At 38.5% G+C, this 22,872-nt stretch carries 21 protein-coding genes and 1 riboswitch; all 21 genes read left to right on the top strand.

The features are described from left to right. Positions 1-19 precede the first annotated feature (19 nt). The 21 genes from IPI59_15945 (at position 20) to IPI59_15845 (ending at position 22,763) form a co-directional block, all read left to right on the top strand. Positions 20-367: a hypothetical protein gene (locus IPI59_15945; protein ID MBK7528987.1), complete on the top strand. Its 348-nt coding sequence runs from the start codon at positions 20-22 to the stop codon at positions 365-367. A gap of 43 nt (positions 368-410) precedes the next feature. Further along, the gene (locus tag IPI59_15940; GenBank protein MBK7528986.1) at positions 411-806 is read left to right on the top strand and encodes a T9SS type A sorting domain-containing protein; all 396 of its coding nucleotides are present in this window, start codon (positions 411-413) and stop codon (positions 804-806) included. A gap of 185 nt (positions 807-991) precedes the next feature. Next, positions 992-1,561, top strand: coding sequence for a cupin domain-containing protein (locus IPI59_15935; GenBank protein MBK7528985.1), 570 nt, complete (start codon positions 992-994; stop codon positions 1,559-1,561). A gap of 559 nt (positions 1,562-2,120) precedes the next feature. Continuing rightward, positions 2,121-2,342, top strand: a complete 222-nt coding sequence (locus IPI59_15930; protein ID MBK7528984.1) for an antitoxin VbhA family protein — start codon at positions 2,121-2,123, stop codon at positions 2,340-2,342. Further along, complete coding sequence (locus IPI59_15925) at positions 2,335-2,943, top strand: Fic family protein (protein MBK7528983.1); 609 nt, start codon at positions 2,335-2,337, stop codon at positions 2,941-2,943. Before IPI59_15930 ends, IPI59_15925 begins: the two co-directional genes overlap by 8 nt. A gap of 180 nt (positions 2,944-3,123) precedes the next feature. Beyond that, a complete protein-coding gene (locus tag IPI59_15920; GenBank protein MBK7528982.1) occupies positions 3,124-3,675 on the top strand; it encodes a putative metal-dependent hydrolase in 552 nt (183 codons plus the stop codon). 436 nt (positions 3,676-4,111) lie between these two features. Continuing rightward, complete coding sequence (locus IPI59_15915) at positions 4,112-4,465, top strand: VOC family protein (protein MBK7528981.1); 354 nt, start codon at positions 4,112-4,114, stop codon at positions 4,463-4,465. Between the two features lie 142 nt (positions 4,466-4,607). Beyond that, positions 4,608-4,805, top strand: coding sequence for a hypothetical protein (locus IPI59_15910; GenBank protein MBK7528980.1), 198 nt, complete (start codon positions 4,608-4,610; stop codon positions 4,803-4,805). A gap of 74 nt (positions 4,806-4,879) precedes the next feature. Next, entirely contained in the window at positions 4,880-5,308 is a 429-nt protein-coding gene (locus IPI59_15905) for a fibrobacter succinogenes major paralogous domain-containing protein (protein MBK7528979.1), read from the top strand. A gap of 29 nt (positions 5,309-5,337) precedes the next feature. Next, a complete protein-coding gene (locus tag IPI59_15900) occupies positions 5,338-5,865 on the top strand; it encodes a T9SS type A sorting domain-containing protein (GenBank protein ID MBK7528978.1) in 528 nt (175 codons plus the stop codon). A gap of 244 nt (positions 5,866-6,109) precedes the next feature. After that, the gene (locus IPI59_15895; GenBank protein MBK7528977.1) at positions 6,110-7,270 is read left to right on the top strand and encodes a chromate transporter; all 1,161 of its coding nucleotides are present in this window, start codon (positions 6,110-6,112) and stop codon (positions 7,268-7,270) included. Between the two features lie 9 nt (positions 7,271-7,279). After that, positions 7,280-8,005, top strand: coding sequence for a superoxide dismutase (locus tag IPI59_15890; protein ID MBK7528976.1), 726 nt, complete (start codon positions 7,280-7,282; stop codon positions 8,003-8,005). 608 nt (positions 8,006-8,613) lie between these two features. Beyond that, complete coding sequence (locus tag IPI59_15885) at positions 8,614-9,102, top strand: proline iminopeptidase-family hydrolase (protein ID MBK7528975.1); 489 nt, start codon at positions 8,614-8,616, stop codon at positions 9,100-9,102. 152 nt (positions 9,103-9,254) lie between these two features. Then, positions 9,255-9,455: a hypothetical protein gene (locus tag IPI59_15880; protein MBK7528974.1), complete on the top strand. Its 201-nt coding sequence runs from the start codon at positions 9,255-9,257 to the stop codon at positions 9,453-9,455. Positions 9,456-9,851: 396 nt separating this feature from the next. Continuing rightward, the gene (locus tag IPI59_15875) at positions 9,852-10,394 is read left to right on the top strand and encodes a cupin domain-containing protein (GenBank protein MBK7528973.1); all 543 of its coding nucleotides are present in this window, start codon (positions 9,852-9,854) and stop codon (positions 10,392-10,394) included. A gap of 509 nt (positions 10,395-10,903) precedes the next feature. Next, a riboswitch (cobalamin riboswitch) is annotated at positions 10,904-11,093 on the top strand. A 116-nt stretch (positions 11,094-11,209) separates the two neighbouring features. Next, on the top strand, positions 11,210-13,135 hold the full coding sequence (locus IPI59_15870) for a TonB-dependent receptor (GenBank protein ID MBK7528972.1): 1,926 nt from the start codon (positions 11,210-11,212) through the stop codon (positions 13,133-13,135). After that, positions 13,132-14,160 carry a DUF4465 domain-containing protein gene (locus IPI59_15865; protein MBK7528971.1) on the top strand — a complete coding sequence of 343 codons (1,029 nt, stop codon included), beginning with the start codon at positions 13,132-13,134 and terminating at the stop codon, positions 14,158-14,160. Before IPI59_15870 ends, IPI59_15865 begins: the two co-directional genes overlap by 4 nt. Beyond that, positions 14,157-15,149, top strand: coding sequence for a T9SS type A sorting domain-containing protein (locus tag IPI59_15860; GenBank protein MBK7528970.1), 993 nt, complete (start codon positions 14,157-14,159; stop codon positions 15,147-15,149). The genes IPI59_15865 and IPI59_15860 overlap by 4 nt, the downstream gene beginning before the upstream one ends. Next, complete coding sequence (locus IPI59_15855) at positions 15,142-16,182, top strand: surface layer protein (protein ID MBK7528969.1); 1,041 nt, start codon at positions 15,142-15,144, stop codon at positions 16,180-16,182. The genes IPI59_15860 and IPI59_15855 overlap by 8 nt, the downstream gene beginning before the upstream one ends. Before the next feature lie 687 nt (positions 16,183-16,869). Continuing rightward, positions 16,870-19,737 carry an N-6 DNA methylase gene (locus IPI59_15850; GenBank protein ID MBK7528968.1) on the top strand — a complete coding sequence of 956 codons (2,868 nt, stop codon included), beginning with the start codon at positions 16,870-16,872 and terminating at the stop codon, positions 19,735-19,737. Then, positions 19,734-22,763, top strand: coding sequence for a type I restriction endonuclease subunit R (locus IPI59_15845; GenBank protein ID MBK7528967.1), 3,030 nt, complete (start codon positions 19,734-19,736; stop codon positions 22,761-22,763). Before IPI59_15850 ends, IPI59_15845 begins: the two co-directional genes overlap by 4 nt. Positions 22,764-22,872: the final 109 nt, after the last annotated feature.

Genomic DNA, 22,872 nt, shown 5'->3' with positions numbered 1-22,872 from the left:
CGGATGCGCTATTGACAGCATGTTAATTAGCACTTCGTATGCCCACCCCGACTGTGATAGCAATAACGGAATTATTTATTTAGACAATAGCTATTTGGCAGGAACTACCTGTTTTTATTATAAAATGTATAAAAATAGTTTAGAATTTTATACAGGTTATACCGACTTTTTGGGATTAACTTTAGATAATTTAAGTGCCGGAACCTATAAATTCGATGTTTGGGACAATATATCCGGATGTTTTGGTTCGCAGACAATTACGTTAATAAGCCAAGTTAAAGCCGATGCTACTATAACCCATACCTATAATGGTGGTAGTCATGGAAAAATAGAACTGCACCTTAAAAAACGATACAGCTACTTATAACTACGCATGGAGTAATGGGGCAAGTAGTGCTAAAATACAGAACTTGTCAGCAGGTAATTATACTGTTACAATTACAGACGGCGATTGCATTGGAATACATACTTTTACAGTAGAAAACCTAAATATAACTGTTGATGATTGCCATAATTGTGGAACAGGGCCGAGTGTAATTAGCCCTAATCCATTTACACAGCAGCTAAACTTTAAATTTATTATTCTACCACCAACTGGTTGTCAAGCCCCAAGTAGCAGCACAACCGCTCAGGTACGTTTATATAACCAACAAGGTATGCTTGTTAGTGAATTATATAACGAGCTGGTCAATTTTAATGAAAATAGCGAAATAACAGTTAATACAAACGATTTTCCTCCGGGGGCTTATTGGTTACAGTTAATATACTGTAACAAAACCAAAACATGGACAATAATTAAACAATAATAATTATTTATTAAAACACAAAGCATGATGTTGTATTTGTTTTAATGTATATAAATATAAACTTCGCCCAACAATGCACACCCGACAAGGCTACCGCCCTGCGTGTGTGCGGGACGTTAGCGGCAACTCTGGAACGACACTTAATCCTGAAACAAATTTTAAATTAGACAACTAAAAATATAACAATGGCAAAGCAAGGCGACCAAATCACAAATGCACGGACAGGGCAAAGAATGGTATTTCTTAAAACAAGCAAGGAAACGAATGGCAATTTGTTGGAAATAGACTCGTTCAATCCCAAAACGGATATGAGAGAACCTATTCATATTCATCCAAAACAGGAAAGCTCCGCTGAAGTCGTTTCCGGGAAGCTCCATTTTTTGATAAATGGGAAAGAACAAATAGTTGGTCCCGGTGAAAAAATCACAATTCCTGCAGGGGCACATCATTGCTTTTGGAACGAGGAAAATGAGGAAGCACACAGCATTCAACGATTTTCGCCTGCCCTAACTATTGACGAATTTTTTGAGACATTTTTTGCATTATCACGAGACGGTAAGTTAAACGAAAAGGGAATACCAAATTTTATACATGCTTCAATGATACTGCTGAAACACAGGAACGATATTCGGGTAATTAATCCTCCGTGGATTATTCAAATAATGACTTACCTGACACTTTCACCCATTGGCTGGCTGATGGGTTATAGAAACAATTATCAGTCTGTAAATGAACATAATAAGAGCAGCCGCTAACAAGGGTAACCGTTGCACAACCTAAATTTCCTAAGCGGGTTTTTGGGCTAAAATGCCCGCCGTAGCTGCATTTGCCGCGTTTTAGGCAAACCTCAATTTTGGGATAAATAAATTGCTGCCCTACATTTAAATACCCTCAACCGAGCCAATTGTTTATCCGGCGGTAAAAATTATCTTCCGGAACTAATTGGTCTAAACTTAGTTGGTAAAAAAGTTGCGGAGTAAGCTGTTTTCGTCCTTGCATAATGCAGGCAAGTATACTACAAATTATTGAGTTTTCCTATTCTTTTTAAAAATATTTCACCAAATTTTTTTGTATATTAATTTTTCGCTACCTTTGAGTTGTGCAACAGGCACAACGGCTTTACGGTTAGGCGGGCGGAAGTATTATTTCAAAGTGAAAATTTTCTAACAAAAGTTGGAAATGTATTGTAAATTTGTGCTTCGTAAACCGCCCAACGCAAAGCCTTTTCCGGTATAAGCCATTTTAACGAGACAGAAAACAAATGATTTGACCTAAATATTTTGTAAAATTGAAAAGAGCTTAAGACTGAAAGATATGTTTAACACAATAGAAATAGACAGAAGTAACCTGACCATAATGGGTGTAAAATTTTCAGACTTGAAAACGCTTGAAAGTACTGCAAACGCTTTGGGAAGCAATATGTTTGAAGGATTTAAACCGACACCAAAAGGAATAGAAATTATACGGGACTATGTTACTGGAAAAATATCACTAACAGAACTTGTGACATTCGCCAAACAAAAAGCCTATGTCTAATTCCTACAAATACATAGACCCTGACTTCACCTACACTGACCCCAAGACAGGACTTTTAAGGAATTTACAGGACATAACCGACCCCGATGTATTGCTCTTTGTTGAGAGCGGTGCGGTAACAAAACGACTACAAGAACTTTACGAAAACCCGATAAAAATAAAGGGTATTGACACCCTTTTTGAAATTCACAGACATTTATTTCAAGACATTTACGTTTGGGCAGGCAAAAAGCGGACAGTTGAAATTAGCAAAGACGGTAAGCAGTTCTTCCCTACTTCGCACTTTGACAACGCTTTCAGATACATTGACCAATTAATTGTTGAGTTCAAGAAAATTCCGAAAGACAACAAAAAACTGTTAGCCGAGAAATTGGCGGAAATTTTAGATAACGTCAATTATTTACACCCATTCAGAGAAGGAAACGGACGAACACAAAGAGAGTTTTTAAGACTGTTGGCATTAGAAAAAGGCTTGACTCTAAATCTCAACCCACCAGACAACAAAAGTGTTTACGAACAATATATGAAAGGGACGATTGAAAGTGACGTGAAGACGTTGACAGAATTGATTTTTGAGCTAATTGACACGAATGACAAATAGAAAAGCGGCTTATAACAGCAACTTGTCAAAAGCGGGGCGGACCTGGTGGCCGAAACTTTTTGGCTCTGAATAAACATTAACCATAGCTTGACAGATGGTGCTCCGAAAGCCCCGCCTTCGGCAAGCTGCAAAACGTTAGCGGTCAGGCTAAAAAAACAGACACCATATAAATAGGTTAATATGACGGACATTGAAAAATTAAAATTCCCGATTGGTAAGTTTGACAAACCATCAACAATAACGAAAGACATTTTAAACAAATGGATTTCTGACATTTCAACATTCCCAAAAAGACTATTAAACGAAGTTGTAAACTTAACAGACGAGCAACTTGATACGCAATATAGACCAAATGGTTGGACAATAAGACAAGTTGTTCATCATTGTGCAGACAGTCATATGAATAGTTTGACTCGCCTAAAACTTACATTGACAGAAAACCAACCAACAATAAAGCCATATTTTGAAGAACGTTGGGCAGAACTCCTTGATACTAAAAATATGCCGATACAACCATCATTGAGCATGATAGAAGGAATCCACGAGAGGTGGACAGTTTTGCTTAACAATTTAACTGACGACCAATTGAAGAGAGAATTCGTCCATCCTCAGAACGGGAAAATTTTCAGAGTTGACGAAAATATAGGTTTGTATGCATGGCATTGTAACCACCATCTTGCCCACATAACTGAAACAAAAAAACATAATAATTGGAACCAAGAATTGACGTAAACAAACCGACAGAAGCCCGAACCGCTAACACGGGTAACCGTTGCAAAACTCAAATTTTATTTAGGTAGTTTTTGGGCTAAAACACCCGCCGTAGCTGCATTTGCTGCGTTCTGGGCAAGTTTCAATTTTGAATTTTGAAAGCCTTGGTTTGAGCCTATTACTTCCGGATAAAATTGCATCAGCACATTTTCCGGATAAATTTGCGCCCTCGTTTTTTTATCCGGATAAAATTAAGGCAGCCCACTTCAAAACATATTTCATCCGGATTTATTAACGCAAAAAACAAGCCCTCAAATCGCCTCTATTTAAAACTTATAATGTAAATTTGTCGAAAACTAACGGTTTTTAGACGGACTGCCGTTAGTGGCAATGTTTAAAAGGACAATAGTATAAACCAAAAAATCAATAGGACATGAAAGTAAACAGTTTAACACCCATGATTTACACTGACAACATTCAAGAGACGGTTGACTTCTACGTTAAGACTCTCGGGTTTGAATGTTTAGCAAATGAGCCTGAATGGGGTTGGGCAAGGGTTCGCCTTGACAATGCAGACCTTATGGTAAGCAAACCGAATGACCACATCCCGTTCGACAAATCGACATTTACCGGTTCATTTTATTTAAACACTGACAACGTTGACGAAATTTGGACAATGGTCAACCAAAACACCAAAGTCTGCTACCCAATTGAAAATTTTGAATATGGAATGAGGGAATTTGCTATTTACGACAATAACGGCTATGTGTTGCAATTCGGACAAGACATTAAAGTAGAAACAGAAAAGTAAATCATAAAAACACAGCCACTAACATCGGTAACCGTTGCACAACTCAAATTTTATTTAGGTGGTTTTTGGGCTAAATCGCCCGCCGCAGCTACATTTGCCGCGTTCTGGGCAAACCTCAATTTTGAATTTTGAAAGCCTTAGTTTGAGCCTATTACTTCGGATAAAATTGCATTTTGCGCATTATCCGGATAAATTTACGCCCTCGTTTTTTATCCGGATAAAATTAAGGCAGCCCTCCTCAAAATTATTTCCTCCGGATTTATTAACGAAAAAACAAGCCCTCAAATCGCCTCTATTTAAAACTTATAATGTAAATTTGCCGAAACTTATGAGTTTTTAGACGGACTGCCGTTAGCAGCAAGTTTTAGCAAGTGTAATTTTAAAATGTAAGTTATGTAAATTGAAGATTAAACCATGAGAGAAATAATTCTTTTTTTTGCCGTACTTGCATTTTATGTGACTAAAATTCAGGCGCAGACAGTAACCGACTATGACGGGAATGTTTATAACACAGTAACTATTGGAACTCAAGTATGGATGAAAGAAAATTTAAACGTAAAGCACTATCGCAATGGCGATGCGATACCGGAAGTACAAGATTCAGTACTTTGGGTAAATCAAAATGAAGGCGCGTGGTGTTATAATGAAAATAACCCTGTCAATGGCGCTGTTTACGGAACGCTTTACAACTGGTATGCAGCCAACGACCCGCGCAACATAGCCCCGGTAGGTTGGCACCTGCCTACAGACGATGAATGGAAAACATTAGAGATATATCTTGGAATGTCACCTGCAACAGCTAACCGGGTCAATACCGAGGAACAACCGAGGGCAATGCATTAAAAGAATCCGGTACCACTACTCATTGGACGTTGGATTGTTGCCCGGGGCATGATCCGAATGCGGGAACCAATTCAAGCGGTTTCACAGCACTTGGTGGTGGCTTTAGATGGTATTTTAATGCAGGTGATCCTTATTTATCATTCTCGCCTCCAACCGGCAATGCTCAATTCTGGACATCTAGCGAACAAAATGATTCTACAGCATGGCTCAGACATTTGTGCGTTTATCACGAAGATATTTATAGAGCAAACTGGAAAAAAGCAAATGGTTCTTCCATACGTTTGATTAAGGATTTAACAACAGGAATAAATGAAGGTAACGGGCATCTGCTATTTAATGTTTACCCGCATCCTGTAACGGACATATTGTATGTGACAGTTCGCAATACTGAACCATCGGAAATTATGCTCTATGACATTTTCGCACGACAAATTTTGCAACAGACATTCACAAACTCAACGACAATAAAGACAGAACAACTTGCTGACGGAATTTATTTCTATAAATTGAGAAACAGCGATGATAAAATTGAGAGTGGGAAAATTATTAAGCAATAAACCAGCCGCCAACACCCGCGCAAATAAAAGCGGGGTGAAATTTCTATATTTAAAGTGAATCTCCCGTGAGGGAATTTTAGATTTTAGATTTACGATGTATGATTTGAAAAGTCAAAAATCGTAAATCAAAAAATCGTAAATCACAAGGCAGGGAAAGTGAACCGCTCGCCCCGTCTTTCTTTGCACGCGGGGAACGTTATATACCATTTTTTGAGGACAGTGCTATCATGAACATTTATTGCCAATGAATGAACAACCTACATACACTTTGCGACAACTTGTTTTGTATTTCCTGAAACTTGGCTATGCTGGTTTTGGTGGACCCGTTGCTCTTGTCGGTTATATGCACAGAGATTTAGTTGAACAACGCAAGTGGGTTTCGGAAGAAGAATACAAAGAGGGACTTGCGCTTGCACAGTTAGCACCGGGACCACTTGCAGCACAACTTGGAATTTATCTGGGCTTTGTTCACTACGGAGTTTTGGGTGCTACACTTTGCGGACTTACATTTGTTATTCCTTCCTTCATTATGGTTGTGCTGATTGGCGTCGCTTACAAACTTTATGGCGGACTGCCTTGGATGCAGGCAGTATTTTACGGTGTAGGTGCAGCAGTAATCGGCATCATCGCCATGAGCAGCTACAAACTCACAACTAAATCAGTGAGCAAACTCAACATTTCCGCCATCAAAGAAAAATGGTTGTTGTGGCTTTTCTTTTTAGTAGCAGCAACAATTACAATAATTACACAATCGGAAGAGGTGTTACTGTTCGTTGTTGCAGGACTTTTATACATGCTCATAAAAGCACCGCCAAAGTTTTTACAACGGCACACTAACTCTCTTTTGCTAACAGGCATCGGCTTTTGGCAATTTGAGTGGAACACATTGGGACAAATCGCTTGGTTTTTTACAAAAGCAGGTGCGTTTGTTTTTGGAAGCGGGCTTGCAATCGTTCCGTTTTTACACGGAGGGGTTGTAACAGAATATCATTGGCTTGACGAAAAACAGTTTGTTGATGCAGTTGCGGTAGCTATGATAACACCTGGACCCGTTGTAATTACTGTTGGTTTCATTGGTTATCTCGTTGCAGGTTTCCCAGGTGCTTGCGTTGCAGCATCGGCAACTTTTCTTCCATGTTATCTTTTGACTGTAATCCCTGCACCATATTTCAAAAAGATTGCGAAGAATGCGAGCATCAAAGCGTTTGTTGACGGCATTACTGCCGCAGTCATCGGTGCATTAGTCGGAGCAGTTATTATTATCGGCATTCGCAGTATCACTGACATTCCGACTGCTTTGATTGCAGTTGCAAGTGTGCTTGCACTCATCTACATCAAAAAAGTTCAAGAGTCATATATCATATTGGTTGCGGCTATAATCGGACTAATTCTAAAATCACTTTAAAAGAATGCAATGGACAGAAAACAATTTCTTCAAAACAGTTTAATCATCGGAGGAGCAACTATCCTTCCTTCAAATTCAATCTTTGCAAACGCAATTACCGAAGGAGGCATAGACAAACTTGTTGACGACAACGGAAATTTCATTCAGCAAGCATTACCGTATTCCGAAAATTTTTTAGAACCAAATATGGATGCAGAAACGATGCATCTGCATTATACATTTCATCATGGCGGTGCGGTGAAAGCGGCCAACAACGATTTGAAAAAAATAAAAGATGCGTTGGACAACAACAATCTTGAAACAGTTGACTTCTGGACAAAGAAACTTTCATTACATTTTTCATCGCACATCTTGCATTCAATCTTCTGGACAAACCTCACGAACAAGCAAACCACACCGACAGGAGAATTGCTAAAACGCATTGAGAAATATTTTGGCACTTACGATAAACTCAAAACCTACATTGCTTCAACTTCCAAAAATGTTGACGGCAACGGATGGGGAATTTTAGGTTATCAACCTTACAGCGACAGTTTAGTTGTGTTGCAATGTGAGAACCATGAGAAGCTGACACAATGGGGAGTTGTTCCGCTTTTAGTAATTGATGTTTGGGAACATGCTTACTATTTAAAGTATAAAAACAAACGAGCCGATTTTGTTGATGCCCTCTTTCCGATTTTAAATTGGGACAACGTTGCTGCACGACTTGACACAGCATTGAAATTGACTAAGTAACCCAAAATGAAAAGTAAAACGCCAGCCGCTAACAATGGCAACCGTTGCACAACTCAAATTTTATTTAGGTAGTTTTTGGGCTAAAATGCCCGCCGTAGCTGCATTTGCCGCGTTCTGGGCAAGTCTCCATTTTGAATTTTGAAAGCCTTAGTTTGAGCCTATTACTTCCGGATAAAATTGCATCAGCGCATTTTCCGGATAAATTTACGCCCTCGTTTTTTTATCCGGATAAAATTAAGGCAGCCCGCCTCAAAATATATTTCATCCGGATTTATTAACGCAAAAAATAAGCCCTCAAATCGCCTCTGTTTGAAATTTATTATGTAAATTAATTTGCCGAAATTATGAGTTTTTAGACGGACTGCCGTTGGCAGCTATTTAGCAGGACAACTTTAAACTTAAACCATAACAATAAAAAATGAAGAATTTAATCATTACAACTCTTATTTTGACCAGCTTATGCTCTTGCAATCAATCATCTGAAACAAGCGACACGGTTTCAACCCAAGATACAATTTCCACGAATTACGAAATAAAAACAGGTGGGAGTAAAATGATACAGGTTGACGGTAAGTATAATGTTTGGACAAAAAAAGTAGGACGGAAAAATCAAAGTTCTACTTCTGCACGGTGGACCAGGATTTACTCACGACTATTTTGAGTGCTTTGAAGATTTTTTGCCCAAAGAAGGAATTGAGTTTTATTATTACGACCAATTAGGTGTCGGAAACTCTGATATTCCAACAGACACTTCGCTATGGAATATTCCACGCTATGTAGAAGAAGTAGAACAAGTTAGGAAAGGACTTGGCTTAGATAATTTTTACTTGCTTGGACATTCTTGGGGCGGAATGTTGGCAATGGAATACCTGCAAAAATATCAAAGCCATGTGAAAGCTGCTGTTCTTTCTAATATGACTGCTGGTATGAAAAGTTATACATCATACACTGAACAGTTAAAGCAAAAACTATTCACTCAACAGGAATTGAAAACTTATGATTCTCTTGACAAACTCAAACTGTATGACTCACCTCAATACCAAGACCTCTTAATGAATAAGCTTTATACACAAGTTTGCTTATCGAAAGCCGGTTGAAGAATGGGCAGAGCCATTAATGAGAGCATTTAAGAAAGCCAATCACACTATTTATATTCATATGCAGGGTGTGGACGAGTTTCACGTAACTGGGTAATTTTAAAGATTGGGAAATGTGGGACAGGTTGTCTAATATTAAAGTTCCGACACTTGTGATTGGTGGTATGAAAGATGAAATGAACCCTGACGATATAAAAAAAGAAGGTCAACTCATATTGAATAGCAGAACGTATTTGTGCCCTAACGGAAGCCATATGAGTATGTATGACGACCAACAAAATTATTTTAAAAATCTTATTGCATTTTTGAAAGACGTGGAAGAAAACAAGTTTACGCCAGACAAAAAGCAATAAAACAGCAGCCAACAAGGGTAACCGTTGCACAACTCAAATTTTATAAAGCGGGTTTTTGGGCTAAACCGCCCGCCGTAGCTGCATTTGCCGCGTTTTAGGCAATTTTGAATTTTGAAAGCCTTGGTTTGAGCCTATTACTTCCGGATAAAATTGCATCAGCACATTTTCCGGATAAATTTACGCCCTCGTTTTTTTATCCGGATAAAATTACTTCCCGCTTCATTTTACGCCTCAAAACATATTTCATCCGGATTTATTAACGCAAAAAAAAGCCCTCAAATCGCCTCTATTTAAAACTTATAATGTAAATTTGCCAAAATTATGAGTTTTTAGACGGACTGACGTTATAGCCAATGCTAACGAACAGAATTAATAATCATTAAGCACAAACAAAAAATGAAAAGGACAATCGTAAACCCTATCATTAAGGACACTGTAACATTTTTACAGACATCTGAGGAATCAGGTGGAAAAATTACGGAAGGTGAAATAACGCTAATGCCAGGCGGAAAAAATCCCTTGCATTACCATAAAACATACTCAGAGACCTTTACCGCAATTGAAGGAGAATTAGGTTTAAAATTAGGCAAGAAGGGTTCAAAGATTCTAAAAGCTGGCGAATCTTATACAGTTGAACCAATGTCGTTACATAGTTTCTTTAACCCAACAGACCGTGAAATTAAATTCAATGTTAAAATAAGACCTGGGCATACGGGATTTGAAAATTCGTTAAGAATAATATATGGATTAGCTGGCGATGGTCTAACTGATAAAAATACAGTTCCAAAAAGCATTAGGCATTCAGCAATCGTCCTTTGTATGAGCGACATGAACCTTCCCGGATTATTCACCTTTATGTTTCCACTGCTAAAACTTATTGCAAAACGAGCAAAAAGAAATAGAGAAGAACAAAAGCTAATTGACAAATACTGTATATAGATAACATTATACAGAAAGTGAGCACTAGCTATAACACGGGTAACCGTTGCACAACTCAAATTTTTTTAGGTGGTTTTTGGGCTAAACTGCCCGCCGTAGCTGCCTTTGCCGCGTTTTAGGCAATTTTGAATTTTGAAAGCCTTAGTTTGAGCCTATTACTTCCGGATAAAATTGCATTTTTGCGCATTATCCAGATAAATTTACGCCCTCGTTTTTTTATCCGGATAAAATTAAGGTAGCCCGCCTCAAAACATATTTCATCCGGATTTATGAACGCAAAAAAACAAGCCCTCAAATCGCCTCTATTTAAAACTTATAATGTAAATTTGTCGAAAACTAACGGTTTTTAGACGGACTGCCGTTAGCGGAACCCTAAACCGACCCCACCCACCACCCAAACTTGCCAAAGAGCCAAATTTCCTGACCCACAGCATAGTCCGTTAAAAAATTATTGATAACTATAAGAGAAAAAATTTTATCTTTGCCCCCGATAAGTTTTTTACTTTATTTCTTTTTCAACCGGAGTAGGTTATACTTAGCGGTGTATTAAAAGGGAATCGTGTGAAAATCACGAACTATCCCGTAACTGTAAGTAACGCAAAGGTTTTATCAACAAAGTCCACTGTTTTAAATTTTAGAATGGGAAGGACGATAAAACTGTTACAAGTCAGGAGACCTGCCTATTCCGAATGGACGATGCTTTCGTGGATTGAAGCAACAGTCGGTTTGATGCAGGTATTTTACCACTTCCTGTTTTCTTCTGCTGCTCTATTTCCGAAGCATTGCGAAATGCTGTAATGACAAAATCGGATACCATGCAGAATAAATACTTATTCCTACTGTTTTTTCTTTCCTGTTTGCGGGCGGGTTCCGCTTTTGCACAACAGGCAGTTTTCGATTCTGTATTTCTTTTGAAAGAAGTAACAGTAGAAGCCCCAAGAATTTCCGGCTTCACCCCCGGCTTAAAAACCACTGAGTTTGATTCATTAACCAAAGCAGCATACGACCAGAAAAACTTAACTGACTTATTAGCTGACGAAAGCCCTTTGTTCATCAAGTCCTACGGATTAGGTTCGTTGGCGACCACTTCTTTCAGGGGTGGCAGTGCTTATCACACGGCAGTATTATGGAACGGTATTTCACTTTCAAGCCCCATGAACGGGCAACTTGATTTATCACTTGTTCCCACCGGTGCAGCCGACAACATTAAGCTGCAATATGGCGGCGGCAGTGCTTTGTTTGGCAGCGGAGCAGTTGCCGGAGTAATTCATTTACTCAATAACCCAAAGTTTGGCCAAAGCATTACCGCAAGAGTAAATTTATATGCTGGAAATTTTTCTGACTATCGCCAAAATATTTTAGTTGAAGTAAGCAAAAAGAAATTCGTTTCATCACTGAAAGTTTTTAATGCTTCTGCAAAAAATGATTTTAAATACTCCAATATTTATTCTGCTTCTGAAGCTACCGTTAAGCAATCAAATGGAGAATTAAAAAATCGGGGCATCATCAGCGAAAACAAATTTCTGATTAATAGCAATCAAATTTTAAGCGTCAACGCTTGGTTGCAATATACCGACCGCAACATACCGCCAACAATGTTGCAGAAAGAAAGTAAATCAAACCAAACAGATGATGCGCTGCGGCTCACATCAGAATGGAAATACGAAAAGAGGAAAACGGCAACCTTTATACGTGCTGCATGGCTCAATGAAAAATTGGTTTACTCTGACGGGCTTGCAGATTTTTCCGAAACAAGCAAAACCCAACAACTGATTGCAGAGGCAGAAACTAAAATCACATTAAGCAAAACTCATTTTGTGAATGTGGGAATCCACAATACTTATTCAACGGCAAGCAACCGCAGCTTTGAAACAGACTCACGCCAAAACCGTTTTGCATTATTCGCTTCCTACCTTTTTACATCACTAAACAAAAAACTTAGTGCAAGTTTATCAGCACGGGAAGAATTGCTGAATAATTCATTTATTCCTTTCGCCTATTCAGCAGGTGGGCAGTATGCAATTACCAAATTCCTTTCAGCAAGAGCAAATTTTTCAAAAGTATATCGCATTCCAACCTTCAATGATTTGTATTGGGTTCCCGGCGGCAATGCTAACTTAAAACCCGAAGATGGCTATGCCGAAGAAGCAGGGCTGAACTTAATTTTAAAAAACAAAACTTTCCTTCTCAAAACAGATTTAACCGTATTCAACCGCAATATTAAAAATTGGATTTTATGGTTGCCCGGAGTTTGGTATTGGAGTCCGCAAAACATTATGAATGTTTGGAGTCGTGGAATAGAAACAAACAATTCATTGGCAATTACATCCGGAAAAACAAAAATCACTTTTGCCGTTCTCACCAATTATGTTCAATCAACAAACAGAACAGCAAAAACAGAAAACGATAATTCAGTTAACAGGCAGTTAATCTATACACCTATGTATAGTGGCATGGCAAAATTATCAGTTGCGTATAAAAATCTTCAGATAACTTACCGTCATAATTATATTGGCTACCGCTATACTTCGACAGACAACACACAGTACCTGACACCTTATGATTTAGGTTCGGCTTACATTTCTTACAAGCTGAAATTCAAAAGCACCAGTGCAGATATTTTCTTTCAGGCAAATAATATCTGGAATGAGCAGTATCAGGTCTTGAGCAATCGTGCCATGCCCAGCGTAAATATTAACGGAGGAATTTCAATTCAATTTAATAAACAAACAAAGTCATGACAAAACAAATCAATCAACCAATCAATTTCAGCAAAATGAAAAATCAATTACAAAAACTTGCACTTTCAATATTGATATTGATAAGTGCGAAAGCAAATGCACAAACTGTTTCTGATTTTGAATCGCTTACGCTTGTCCCCAATTCTTATTGGGATGGCGCATCAGCGCCCGGTGGAACAAGTTTTATCAGTGGTAATGCCATCTTTCCTAATTACTATGATGCTGGTTTTTCTTATTGGGTAACCGGATGGGGATACAGTAATATGCAGGACAGCACAACTGCCGGATTTGCAAATTTATATAGTGCCATAACAGCCATCGGATATAATGGCTCTTCCATTTATGCTGAAGGCACTTATGGTGCCAGGGTTAATTTAAATCCAACTGCAATAGGTAAAGTGGTAAACGGTTTTTACATCACCAATTCAACCATTGCTGCTTTAAGTATGAGAGACGGTGATGCATTTGCAAAAAAATTTGGAGGACCTACAGGCAACGATCCCGATTGGTTTAAACTTACGATACGCAATTGGTATGGCGGTGTAATGACAAATGACAGTGTTGAATTTTATCTGGCTGATTATCGCTTTGCAAACAATACTCAGGACTATATTGTAAAAACCTGGCAGTGGGTTGATCTGACTTCACTGGGAAATGTGGATAGTCTCAGCTTTGAATTGTCATCAACTGATGCCGGAGCCTTTGGAATAAATACTCCGGCTTATTTTTGCATTGATAATTTTTCAACTGCAGATGTAGCAACAGGGGTGAATCAAATAAATAATTCAACCGGAGTTAATGTGTTTCCAAACCCTTCAAGTGATTTTATTAATGTACAGCTTAATAATACGCAACACAATCTGGCAGAAATAAAAATCACTGATATTACAGGCAGAATAGTTTTTACAGAAAGTACTTTTTCAACCTCAATACAAATTCCTTTAACGAAATTTCCTAAAGGCACTTATAACATTACTGTTTCAGAGAATGCAGTTATAACATCCAAAACATTTATAAAACAATGATTAGAAATATAATATTTATAATTTTCCTATTGCCAATTATACTTCTAAACACTTACGGCCAATTTGCGCCACCTGCGGGGCAACCGGGCACAACAGCCATCTATAAAGACAGTTCTGTTTTTGTAACATGGGCAACCGGATGTTCTGTTGTAAGAGGTTATCAGGATATTTCAAACCAAACGCTTGGTTATGCAACAACAGGCGACAGTTCCATGGCTTTAGGTGTGGCAGGCACGAACGGCGTAGTAAGTTTAGGCGATGGAGGTTATGCCATCCTCACCTTTGAAAAGCCTATAGGCGATGCTACAGGTTGGGACTTCGCTGTTTTTGAAAATAGTTTCAGTGATACTTTTCTTGAATTAGCTCTTGTGGAAGTTAGCTCTGACGGAATAAATTATTTCCGCTTTCCCTGCACCTCCAACACACAAGACACCTTACAGGTTGATGGTTTCGGAAGCATTGACGCAACAAAGATTGATAACCTTGCCGGAAAGTATCGTGCTTTGTATGGAACTCCATTTGATTTACAGCAGCTATCAGGACAAGTCGGTTTAAACATCAATGCAATCACTCATGTAAAAATTATTGATGTGGTGGGCTGCATTCAAACTGCTTACGCTACTCACGACCAGTTCGGAAACATCATTAACGACCCGTGGAGTACTCCTTTTGCTTCAAGTGGTTTTGATTTGGATGCAGTAGGTGTTATTCACACAGGCACAACCGGAGTAAATGATTTATCCGCAAAAAATAATTTCATCATTTATCCAAATCCTGCAAACAGGATTGTATTTATTCAGAACAATGGCAATGACGAAATAAAATCAATTACGCTGACAAATAATTTGGGACAAATTGTAAAATCAATAGCATCAATAGTTCAAACACAAGCAATTAATGTTTCTGCCTTACCCGATGGAATATATTTTTTGGCAATAGCAGACAACAAAAAAACTGTAACAAAAAAACTGCTTGTAAAACATGACTAAAAAGTATTTATTTTTTATTGCTGCGCTTCTGCTTTTGGCTGCATCCTGCAAAAAGGATGAACCGCCTGAGCCCGACAATGGAACTATTATTTCTTCAGGCAATAATGGCGTTTACATTATCAACGAAGGCAACTTTCAGTTTGGCAATGCAGCCGTAAGTTATTATGCCGATGGAATGGCCAATGCGGCTTTGGATTTATTTCAACCTGCCAACAACCGTCCGCTTGGCGATGTATGCCAGAGTATGTATGTGTTCAATAACAAAGCATACATCGTAGTAAATAATTCCGGCAAAGTAGAAGTTGTCAATCCCAACACATTTGTTTCAATAGCTACCATTACAGGTTTTAATTCACCAAGATACTTTCTTCCTGTTAGCAACAGCAAGGCATATATCACCGATTTGTATTCCAACAACATTTCAATAGCCGATTTAAGCAGCAACACAGTAACCGGAACAATACCTTGTGCAGGTTGGACAGAAGAACTTGCTTTGGCTTACGGAAAAGTTTTTGTAACCAACGAATTGCACGACAAACTTTATGTTATCAATTCGCTGAACGATGTATTGACAGACAGTATTACCATCGGTTACGGTTCCAATTCTATTGTTGAAGATAAAAACGGAAAACTTTGGGTGTTGTGTAGTGGTAAGCAAAGCAGCAATATCAACGCTTCGTTGCATCGCATCAATCCCGTTAACAACACAATTGAGAGTTCCTACACCTTCATCAATAGCGCAGATTCACCTTGGAGATTGGACCTTAACGGTACTCACGATACTTTATATTTTCTCAATAACGGCTGTTATCGTATGGCAGTTACTGATAATACACTGCCATCATCAGCATTTATTTCTCAAAACGGAAGAAACTTTTATGGCCTCGGAATCAATCCGCACAATGGAAACATTTACATTACAGATGCAATAGATTATGTGCAGCGTGGCAAAATATACATCTACAAACCTGATGGAAATTTAGTTACAAGTTTTCTGGCAGGCATTATTCCTGGGGATTTTTATTTTAAATAACAAATATCATAAATAAAAAAATCAACATTCGTTTTAGTTTTATCTGTGCCATGATTATGCTGGCAGCACTCAGCCGTATCATTCCACACATGCCCTATAACACGGATAACCATTGCACAACTCAAATTTTATTTAGGTGATTTTTGGGCTAAAATGCCCGCCGTAGCTGCCTTTGCCGCGTTTTGGGCAAATCTCAATTTTGGGATAAATAAATGGAAGTTCCCTTTTTTTGAAAGCCTTGGTTTGAGCCTATTACTTCCGGATAAAATTGCATCAGCGCATTTTCCGGATAAATTTTAACAGTTTCTTCAAATTATAGCCCAAAGCCGCCATTAAAACGTGTTTATTGGCCTGAGTTTAAAAAATCAAGATTTAGCGGATTGTTTATCCGGCGGTAAAAATTATCTTCCGGAACTAATTGGTCTAAACTTAGTTGGTAAAAGAGTTGCGGAGTAAGCTGTTTTCGTCCTTGCATAATGCAGGCAAATATACTACAAATTATTGAGTTTTCCTATTCTTTTTAAAAATATTTCACCCAATTTTTTTTGTATATTAATTTTTCACTACCTTTGAGTTGTGCAACAGGCACACGGGTTTTGCGTCAGTTTGCCGATTGTTTTTTGCCAACGCACCAATTAAATTACCGATATTCACAAACCTAATAATTGTAATAAGTAACAGCGACAGATGAACCAAAAAGTACACAACCAAATAGTAAGTTTTATATGGAGCATTGCTGACGACGTGTTGCGTGATGTTTTTGTAAGAGGTAAATACCGTGACATTATTTTGCCATTCACCGTTTTAAGGCGTTTAGACGCTTTACTTGTGCCGACCAAAGACAAAGTGCTTGAAGCGGACGCTTTCATGAAGCAAGAGAAGATTGACAATAAATCTGCTTTACAAAACGTGACAGGTTATCCGTTTTGGAACACTTCTAAATTCACTTTTGAGACCTTGCTGAATGATGCCGACAATATTGACAGCAACTTGGAAACCTACTTAGACGGTTACAGCCCAAACGTGCAAGAAATCATCAGCAAGTTTAAACTGCGCAACCAGTTAGAAACTATGAAAGATGCAGGCATTACGTATCTGCTTATTGACAAGCTCTGCAACAAGGAAATAAACCTTAGTCCTAACGAAGCAAAAAACAGCCGAGGCGAAACCTTGCCCCCATTAACCAACTTGGGAATGGGCTATGTGTTTGAAGAACTTATCAGAAAGTTTAACGAAGAAAACAACGAAGAAGCCGGAGAACACTTTACGCCCCGTGAAATAATTAAACTGATGACACACATTTTGTTTTTGCCAGTAAAAGACAAAATCAAAAAAGGAACGTATTTGATATACGACCCTGCCTGCGGCAGTGGCGGTATGCTTACCGAAGCAGAGCATTTTGCTCTTGACATTACCCAAAGCAAAGCCAACTTTGAACTTTACGGACAAGAAGTAAACCCCGAAACCTACGCCATTTGCACCAGTGATATGTTGATTAAAGGCGAAAACGCCAACAACATCAAATACGGTTCTACTTTGAGCAAAGACGGCTTTCCGCATTTGCATTTTGACTTTATGCTTTCCAATCCGCCTTATGGCAAAACATGGAAAATTGACGAAGATTCCATTGTGGACGAGCGGGGCAAAAAAGGAAAAGAAGTAATCAAAGACCCACGATTTCAAATTGGCTTGCCAACCATATCGGACGGACAACTTTTGTTCCTGATGAATATGGTTAGCAAAATGAAACACAACACAGAATTGGGCAGCCGAATTGCAACCGTTCACAACGGTTCTGCCTTGTTTACAGGTGATGCAGGTGGTGGCGAAAGTGAAATACGCAAATACATTATTGAAAACGATTGGTTGGAGTGCATCATCGCTTTGCCGAAAAACATTTTTTACAACACAGGTATTCCCACTTACATCTGGATTGTGAGCAACAAAAAAGCACAGCACCGCAAAGGCAAAGTGCAATTGATTAATGCTTTAGATTTATATGTAAAACTTCGGAAAAATTTGGGTGATAAGAATTGTGAAATGACCACGGGACCTAACGGACACATTGAGCAACTTACCCAACTCTACATTGACTTTAAGGAAACTGATATTTCAAAGATTTTCCCCAACGAGTATTTTGGCTACAACAAAATAACCGTTGAACGACCCTTGCGGCTTTCTTGCAAGTTCACTGCCGAAGCAGTGGAAAGTTTACGCTACGACAAAGCCATTCGTGATGAAATGGAATGGGCTTATACCCACATTGGCGAAAGCGGTTACACTGAACTGAAAAAGCACAAAGACAAAATTGAAAAGCATCTTGCCAGCAACGAAATAAAACTTTCGCCTGCCAACAAAACCAAACTGTTGAGCCAAGAGCATTGGAACGCACAACTGCAACTGATGCAAGCAGCCGAAAAACTGGCAAAGCATTTTGGCGACAAGCAGTTTGACGACTACAACACTTTTGTGCCATTGCTGAACAAAACGGTGAAAGAACTAAAACTGGAATTAGATGCCAAAGCCCTGAAAACCATTTTAGACAACATTAGTTGGCGAAACGAAGATGCCGAACGGGTGATTGACAAAACCGACAAAGACGGCACGGTGCATTATGTAGCCGATAGTGAATTGAGAGACACCGAAAATGTGCCGCTCGACCAAGACATACATGAATACTTTGAGCGGGAAGTGTTGCAACATATACCCGATGCTTGGATTGATGAAAGCAAAACCGTGAAGGGCTATAGCATTTATTTTACAAAATGCTTTTTCAACTCAATACCAACCAAAAATGCTGAAATGTTGAGTAACGAAATATTGAAACAAGATGAAATAAAAGTTTCAGTTCTAAAGAACCTTTCCAAACACACTAAAGCAGATAACTCATATACTTCAGTAGTCAAATTCTCTAACAATAGTGATAAAATTGAAAAGCCAACATGGGAACAATTACCTGACAATTGGCAACAAGAAAAAGCGAAATGGATTTTTAAAGAAATAAGTATCAAGAATTTTCCAAACGAAGAATTACTTGCAGTTACTCAAGACAGAGGCGTATTGCCAAAAAATTTGTGTGAAGAAAATTTTGTTTCACCAAATGATTTCAAAGGATTGAAACTTGTTTCACCAAATGACTTCGTTATTAGTTTGCGTTCATTTCAAGGCGGCATTGAATTTTCTGAATATAGAGGTATTGTAAGCCCAGCATACACAATTATCCATTTACAGGAGCAATACGACAACTATTTATATCAACGTTTCTACAAATATTTCTTTAAAACACAACCATTTATAGCATTACTCAATACAGTTATTTCAGGTATTCGGGATGGGAAAAATATAAGTTGGTTTGACTTTAGGGAACTTATGCTACCAATTCCAGATACTGCTTCCATTGAAGTTATGATTTCAATGTTTGATGAAGCTGACAAACTCACCAATATTTATCAGAAAGAAGCAAAACTTGTAAAAGAATTTAAGGAAGCGTTCTTAAATGATGTGGTTCTGGGAACTTTCTTAATTAACCAACAATCACATAGCGTAGAGAAATGAACTTAAACTTTTCCGATACATCAGAAAGAGGTTTTCAAAAGTTCATTGCCAACTACTTGGTAAATGAGCATAAATATGTGGTAAGCACACCGCAGGAATTTGACCGTGAGTTTTGCCTGAACATCAAACAGGTTTTGGCATTTATAGAAGCCACTCAAAAAGAGGCGTATGAGTTTATTCAGAAAAAAGGCGAAAGACAATTTTTAGTCCGCTTAGATGAAAAACTAAAAACCGAAGGTGTGATTGAAGTGCTACGCAAAGGCGTAAAGCATTTTGACAAAACCATACAATTATTTTACCGCCAGCCAGTAAGTAATTTAAACGCAAGAGACCTTGCCAACTATAACGCCAATATTTTCAGCGTAACCGAAGAACTTAAATATAGCTTAGACCACGAAAACCGTTTGGACTTAACCATTTTCCTCAATGGCATTCCAATTATCACAACCGAACTCAAAAATCCGTTGAGCGGACAAAACGTTCATAAAGGCATCAAACAATATCAGGACGACCGAGACCCGAAAGAAAAAATCTTTTCGTTTGCCCGTTGCATGGTTCACTTTGCAGCCGACACCGAATTGGTGTTTATGAGTGCTCACCTGCAAGCAAAGAAAACCAACTTTCTACCCTTCAACAAAGGACTGAATGACGGAAAACCAAATCCACCTTTTGGCAAAGGAAACCCCGTAAATCCCAACGGACTGAAAACACATTATTTGTGGGAAGAAGTGTTGAGCAAAGATTCTTTGTCAAATATCATTGACAAATATGCCCAAGTAGTTGAGGAAGAAGATGAGGACACAGGAAAGATTAAAAGAAAAATGATATTTCCTCGTTATCATCAACTCACTGCAGTTAGGCAAATTTTGGCACATGCCAAAGAAAACGGAATTGGGCAAAAATATCTGATTCAACATTCGGCAGGTTCGGGAAAATCAAATTCCATTGCATGGTTGGCACACCAACTTATTGGACTACACGACACCACAGGCGAACAAAATATTTTTGATTCGGTAATTGTAATAACCGACCGAACGATTTTAGACAAACAACTTCGAGACAACATCAAACAATTTGCCCGAACGAAAGGAATTGTTGAAGCCATTACAGGCGAAGGCACAAGCAAAACCAATCAATTAAGGGATGCCATAGCCAACCGCAAAAAAATCATCATTTGCACCGTGCAAACATTTCCACATTTGTTAGACGAAATGCAGGACATGGGCAATTTAAAATTTGGCATTATCATAGACGAAGCACACAGCAGTCAAAGCGGTGAAACCAGTGCCAAAATGAATGCAGTGCTGGCAAACAAATCAGATGAAGAACAAGAGGACGAAGAAGAACCAACACTTGAAGATAAAATCAACGAGTTGATTGAACGCAGGCAAATGATTAAGAACGGTTCTTACTTTGCCTTTACTGCAACACCCAAAAACAAAACGCTTGAAACATTTGGTATTCCGCAACCGCCAGTAACAGACGAAAACGGAAACATCAAAATTCCGCATGTGGCTTTTCACTTATACAGCATGAAACAAGCCATTGAAGAAGAATTTATTTTGGATGTATTGAACCATTACACTACTTACAATTCTTACTACAAATTGGTGAAAGCCACAGAAGGCAATCCCGAATTTGACACCAAACGAGCACAACAAAAATTAAGGGCTTATGTAGAAGGACATGAATTTGCCATTGCCGAGAAAGCCAAAATAATGATTGACCACTTCAACCGAGAAGTGAAACATTTGATAAACGGTGAAGCCAAAGCCATGATTGTAACCAAAAGCATTGTGGCGGCTATCAAATACAAAAAGGCGTTTGATGATTATTTGAAAGAAATAAAATCGCCTTTCAAATCCATTGTAGCGTTTTCGGGCAAGAAACTGTATGAAGGTGTTGAATACACCGAAACAGAAATGAATAATTTTTCGGAACAGAAAAACAACATTCCGAAGCACTTTAAGAAAAAGCAATACCGTTTTTTGATAGTGGCAAACAAATACCAAACAGGATTTGACCAACCGCTGCTGCACACGATGTATGTGGACAAGAGTCTGTATGGTGTGTCTGCTGTGCAAACGCTTTCACGTGTGAACCGTGCTTATAAACCGTGGAAGAAAGACACTTTTGTGTTGGACTTCTACAATGATGTGGAAGAGATAAAAAAAGCGTTTGACCCTTACTACACTTCAACCGTATTGAGCGAAGAAACCGACCCGAACAAACTGAACGAGTTGGTGGACAAAATGGATAAGGTTGAAGTGTTTTATGAGCATCAGGTAAAAGAGATTTTTGAGAAATATGTAAACGGAGAAGAACGCACCAAATTAGACCCGATTTTAGATTCATGTGCTTTTGTGTTCAATCAACAATTGGACGTTGATAAGAAAATTGATTTTAAAGCAAAAGCAAAATCCTTCTTGCGGGTTTACAGCTACCTGACAAAAATTATTGACTTCAAAAATCAATATTACGAGCAGTTGTGGTGGTTTTTGAAAATGCTTGTTCCGAAACTTATAATTGAGGATGACGAAGACCTTGCAGCAGGAATTCTTGAAACCATTGACATGGACAGCTACCGTCCAAGCAAACAAGGCACAGGTAAAATTGAACTGGACGACAACCCAGGTTTAGTAGAACCAATTCCAGTTGACGCTGGTGGAGGAAAAGGCGACCCCGAGTTAGACACATTGGAAAATATCTTGCAAGTTTTCAATCAACGTTTTGGCGACATTGACTGGACAGACAAAGACAAGGTAAATCAAATTCTTACAGAGCAAATTCCAACAGACATGAAAGCGGACTCTAAAGTGATGGATGCTATTGTAACATCACCCGACAGACAGAACGCAAAAATTTCATCAGACAAAAAACTGGAAGAACTCATGCAGAAATACCTTTTCACACAAACAGAAATTTTCAAAAAGTTTTCGCAGGACAAGGACTTTCAGAGAAGATACAAGGAGTTTATTTTTGATACGCTTTGGTCACAAGGCAAACAACCACCGATAAACCCATGACAGGACGATACAACCTTTCCAAGTCTGACAAAATTGAAACCGTTTACGGTTCACGAACACCAACAGAAAGCAAATAAAAAGTGAGTAATTAAAAAAAATCTCCTGCCCT

The organism is Sphingobacteriales bacterium, from assembly GCA_016706405.1.
Classification (GTDB): domain Bacteria; phylum Bacteroidota; class Bacteroidia; order Chitinophagales; family UBA2359; genus BJ6.
Note: the sequence above shows the minus strand (reverse complement) of the source record. Positions and strands in the feature narration are given on the sequence as shown.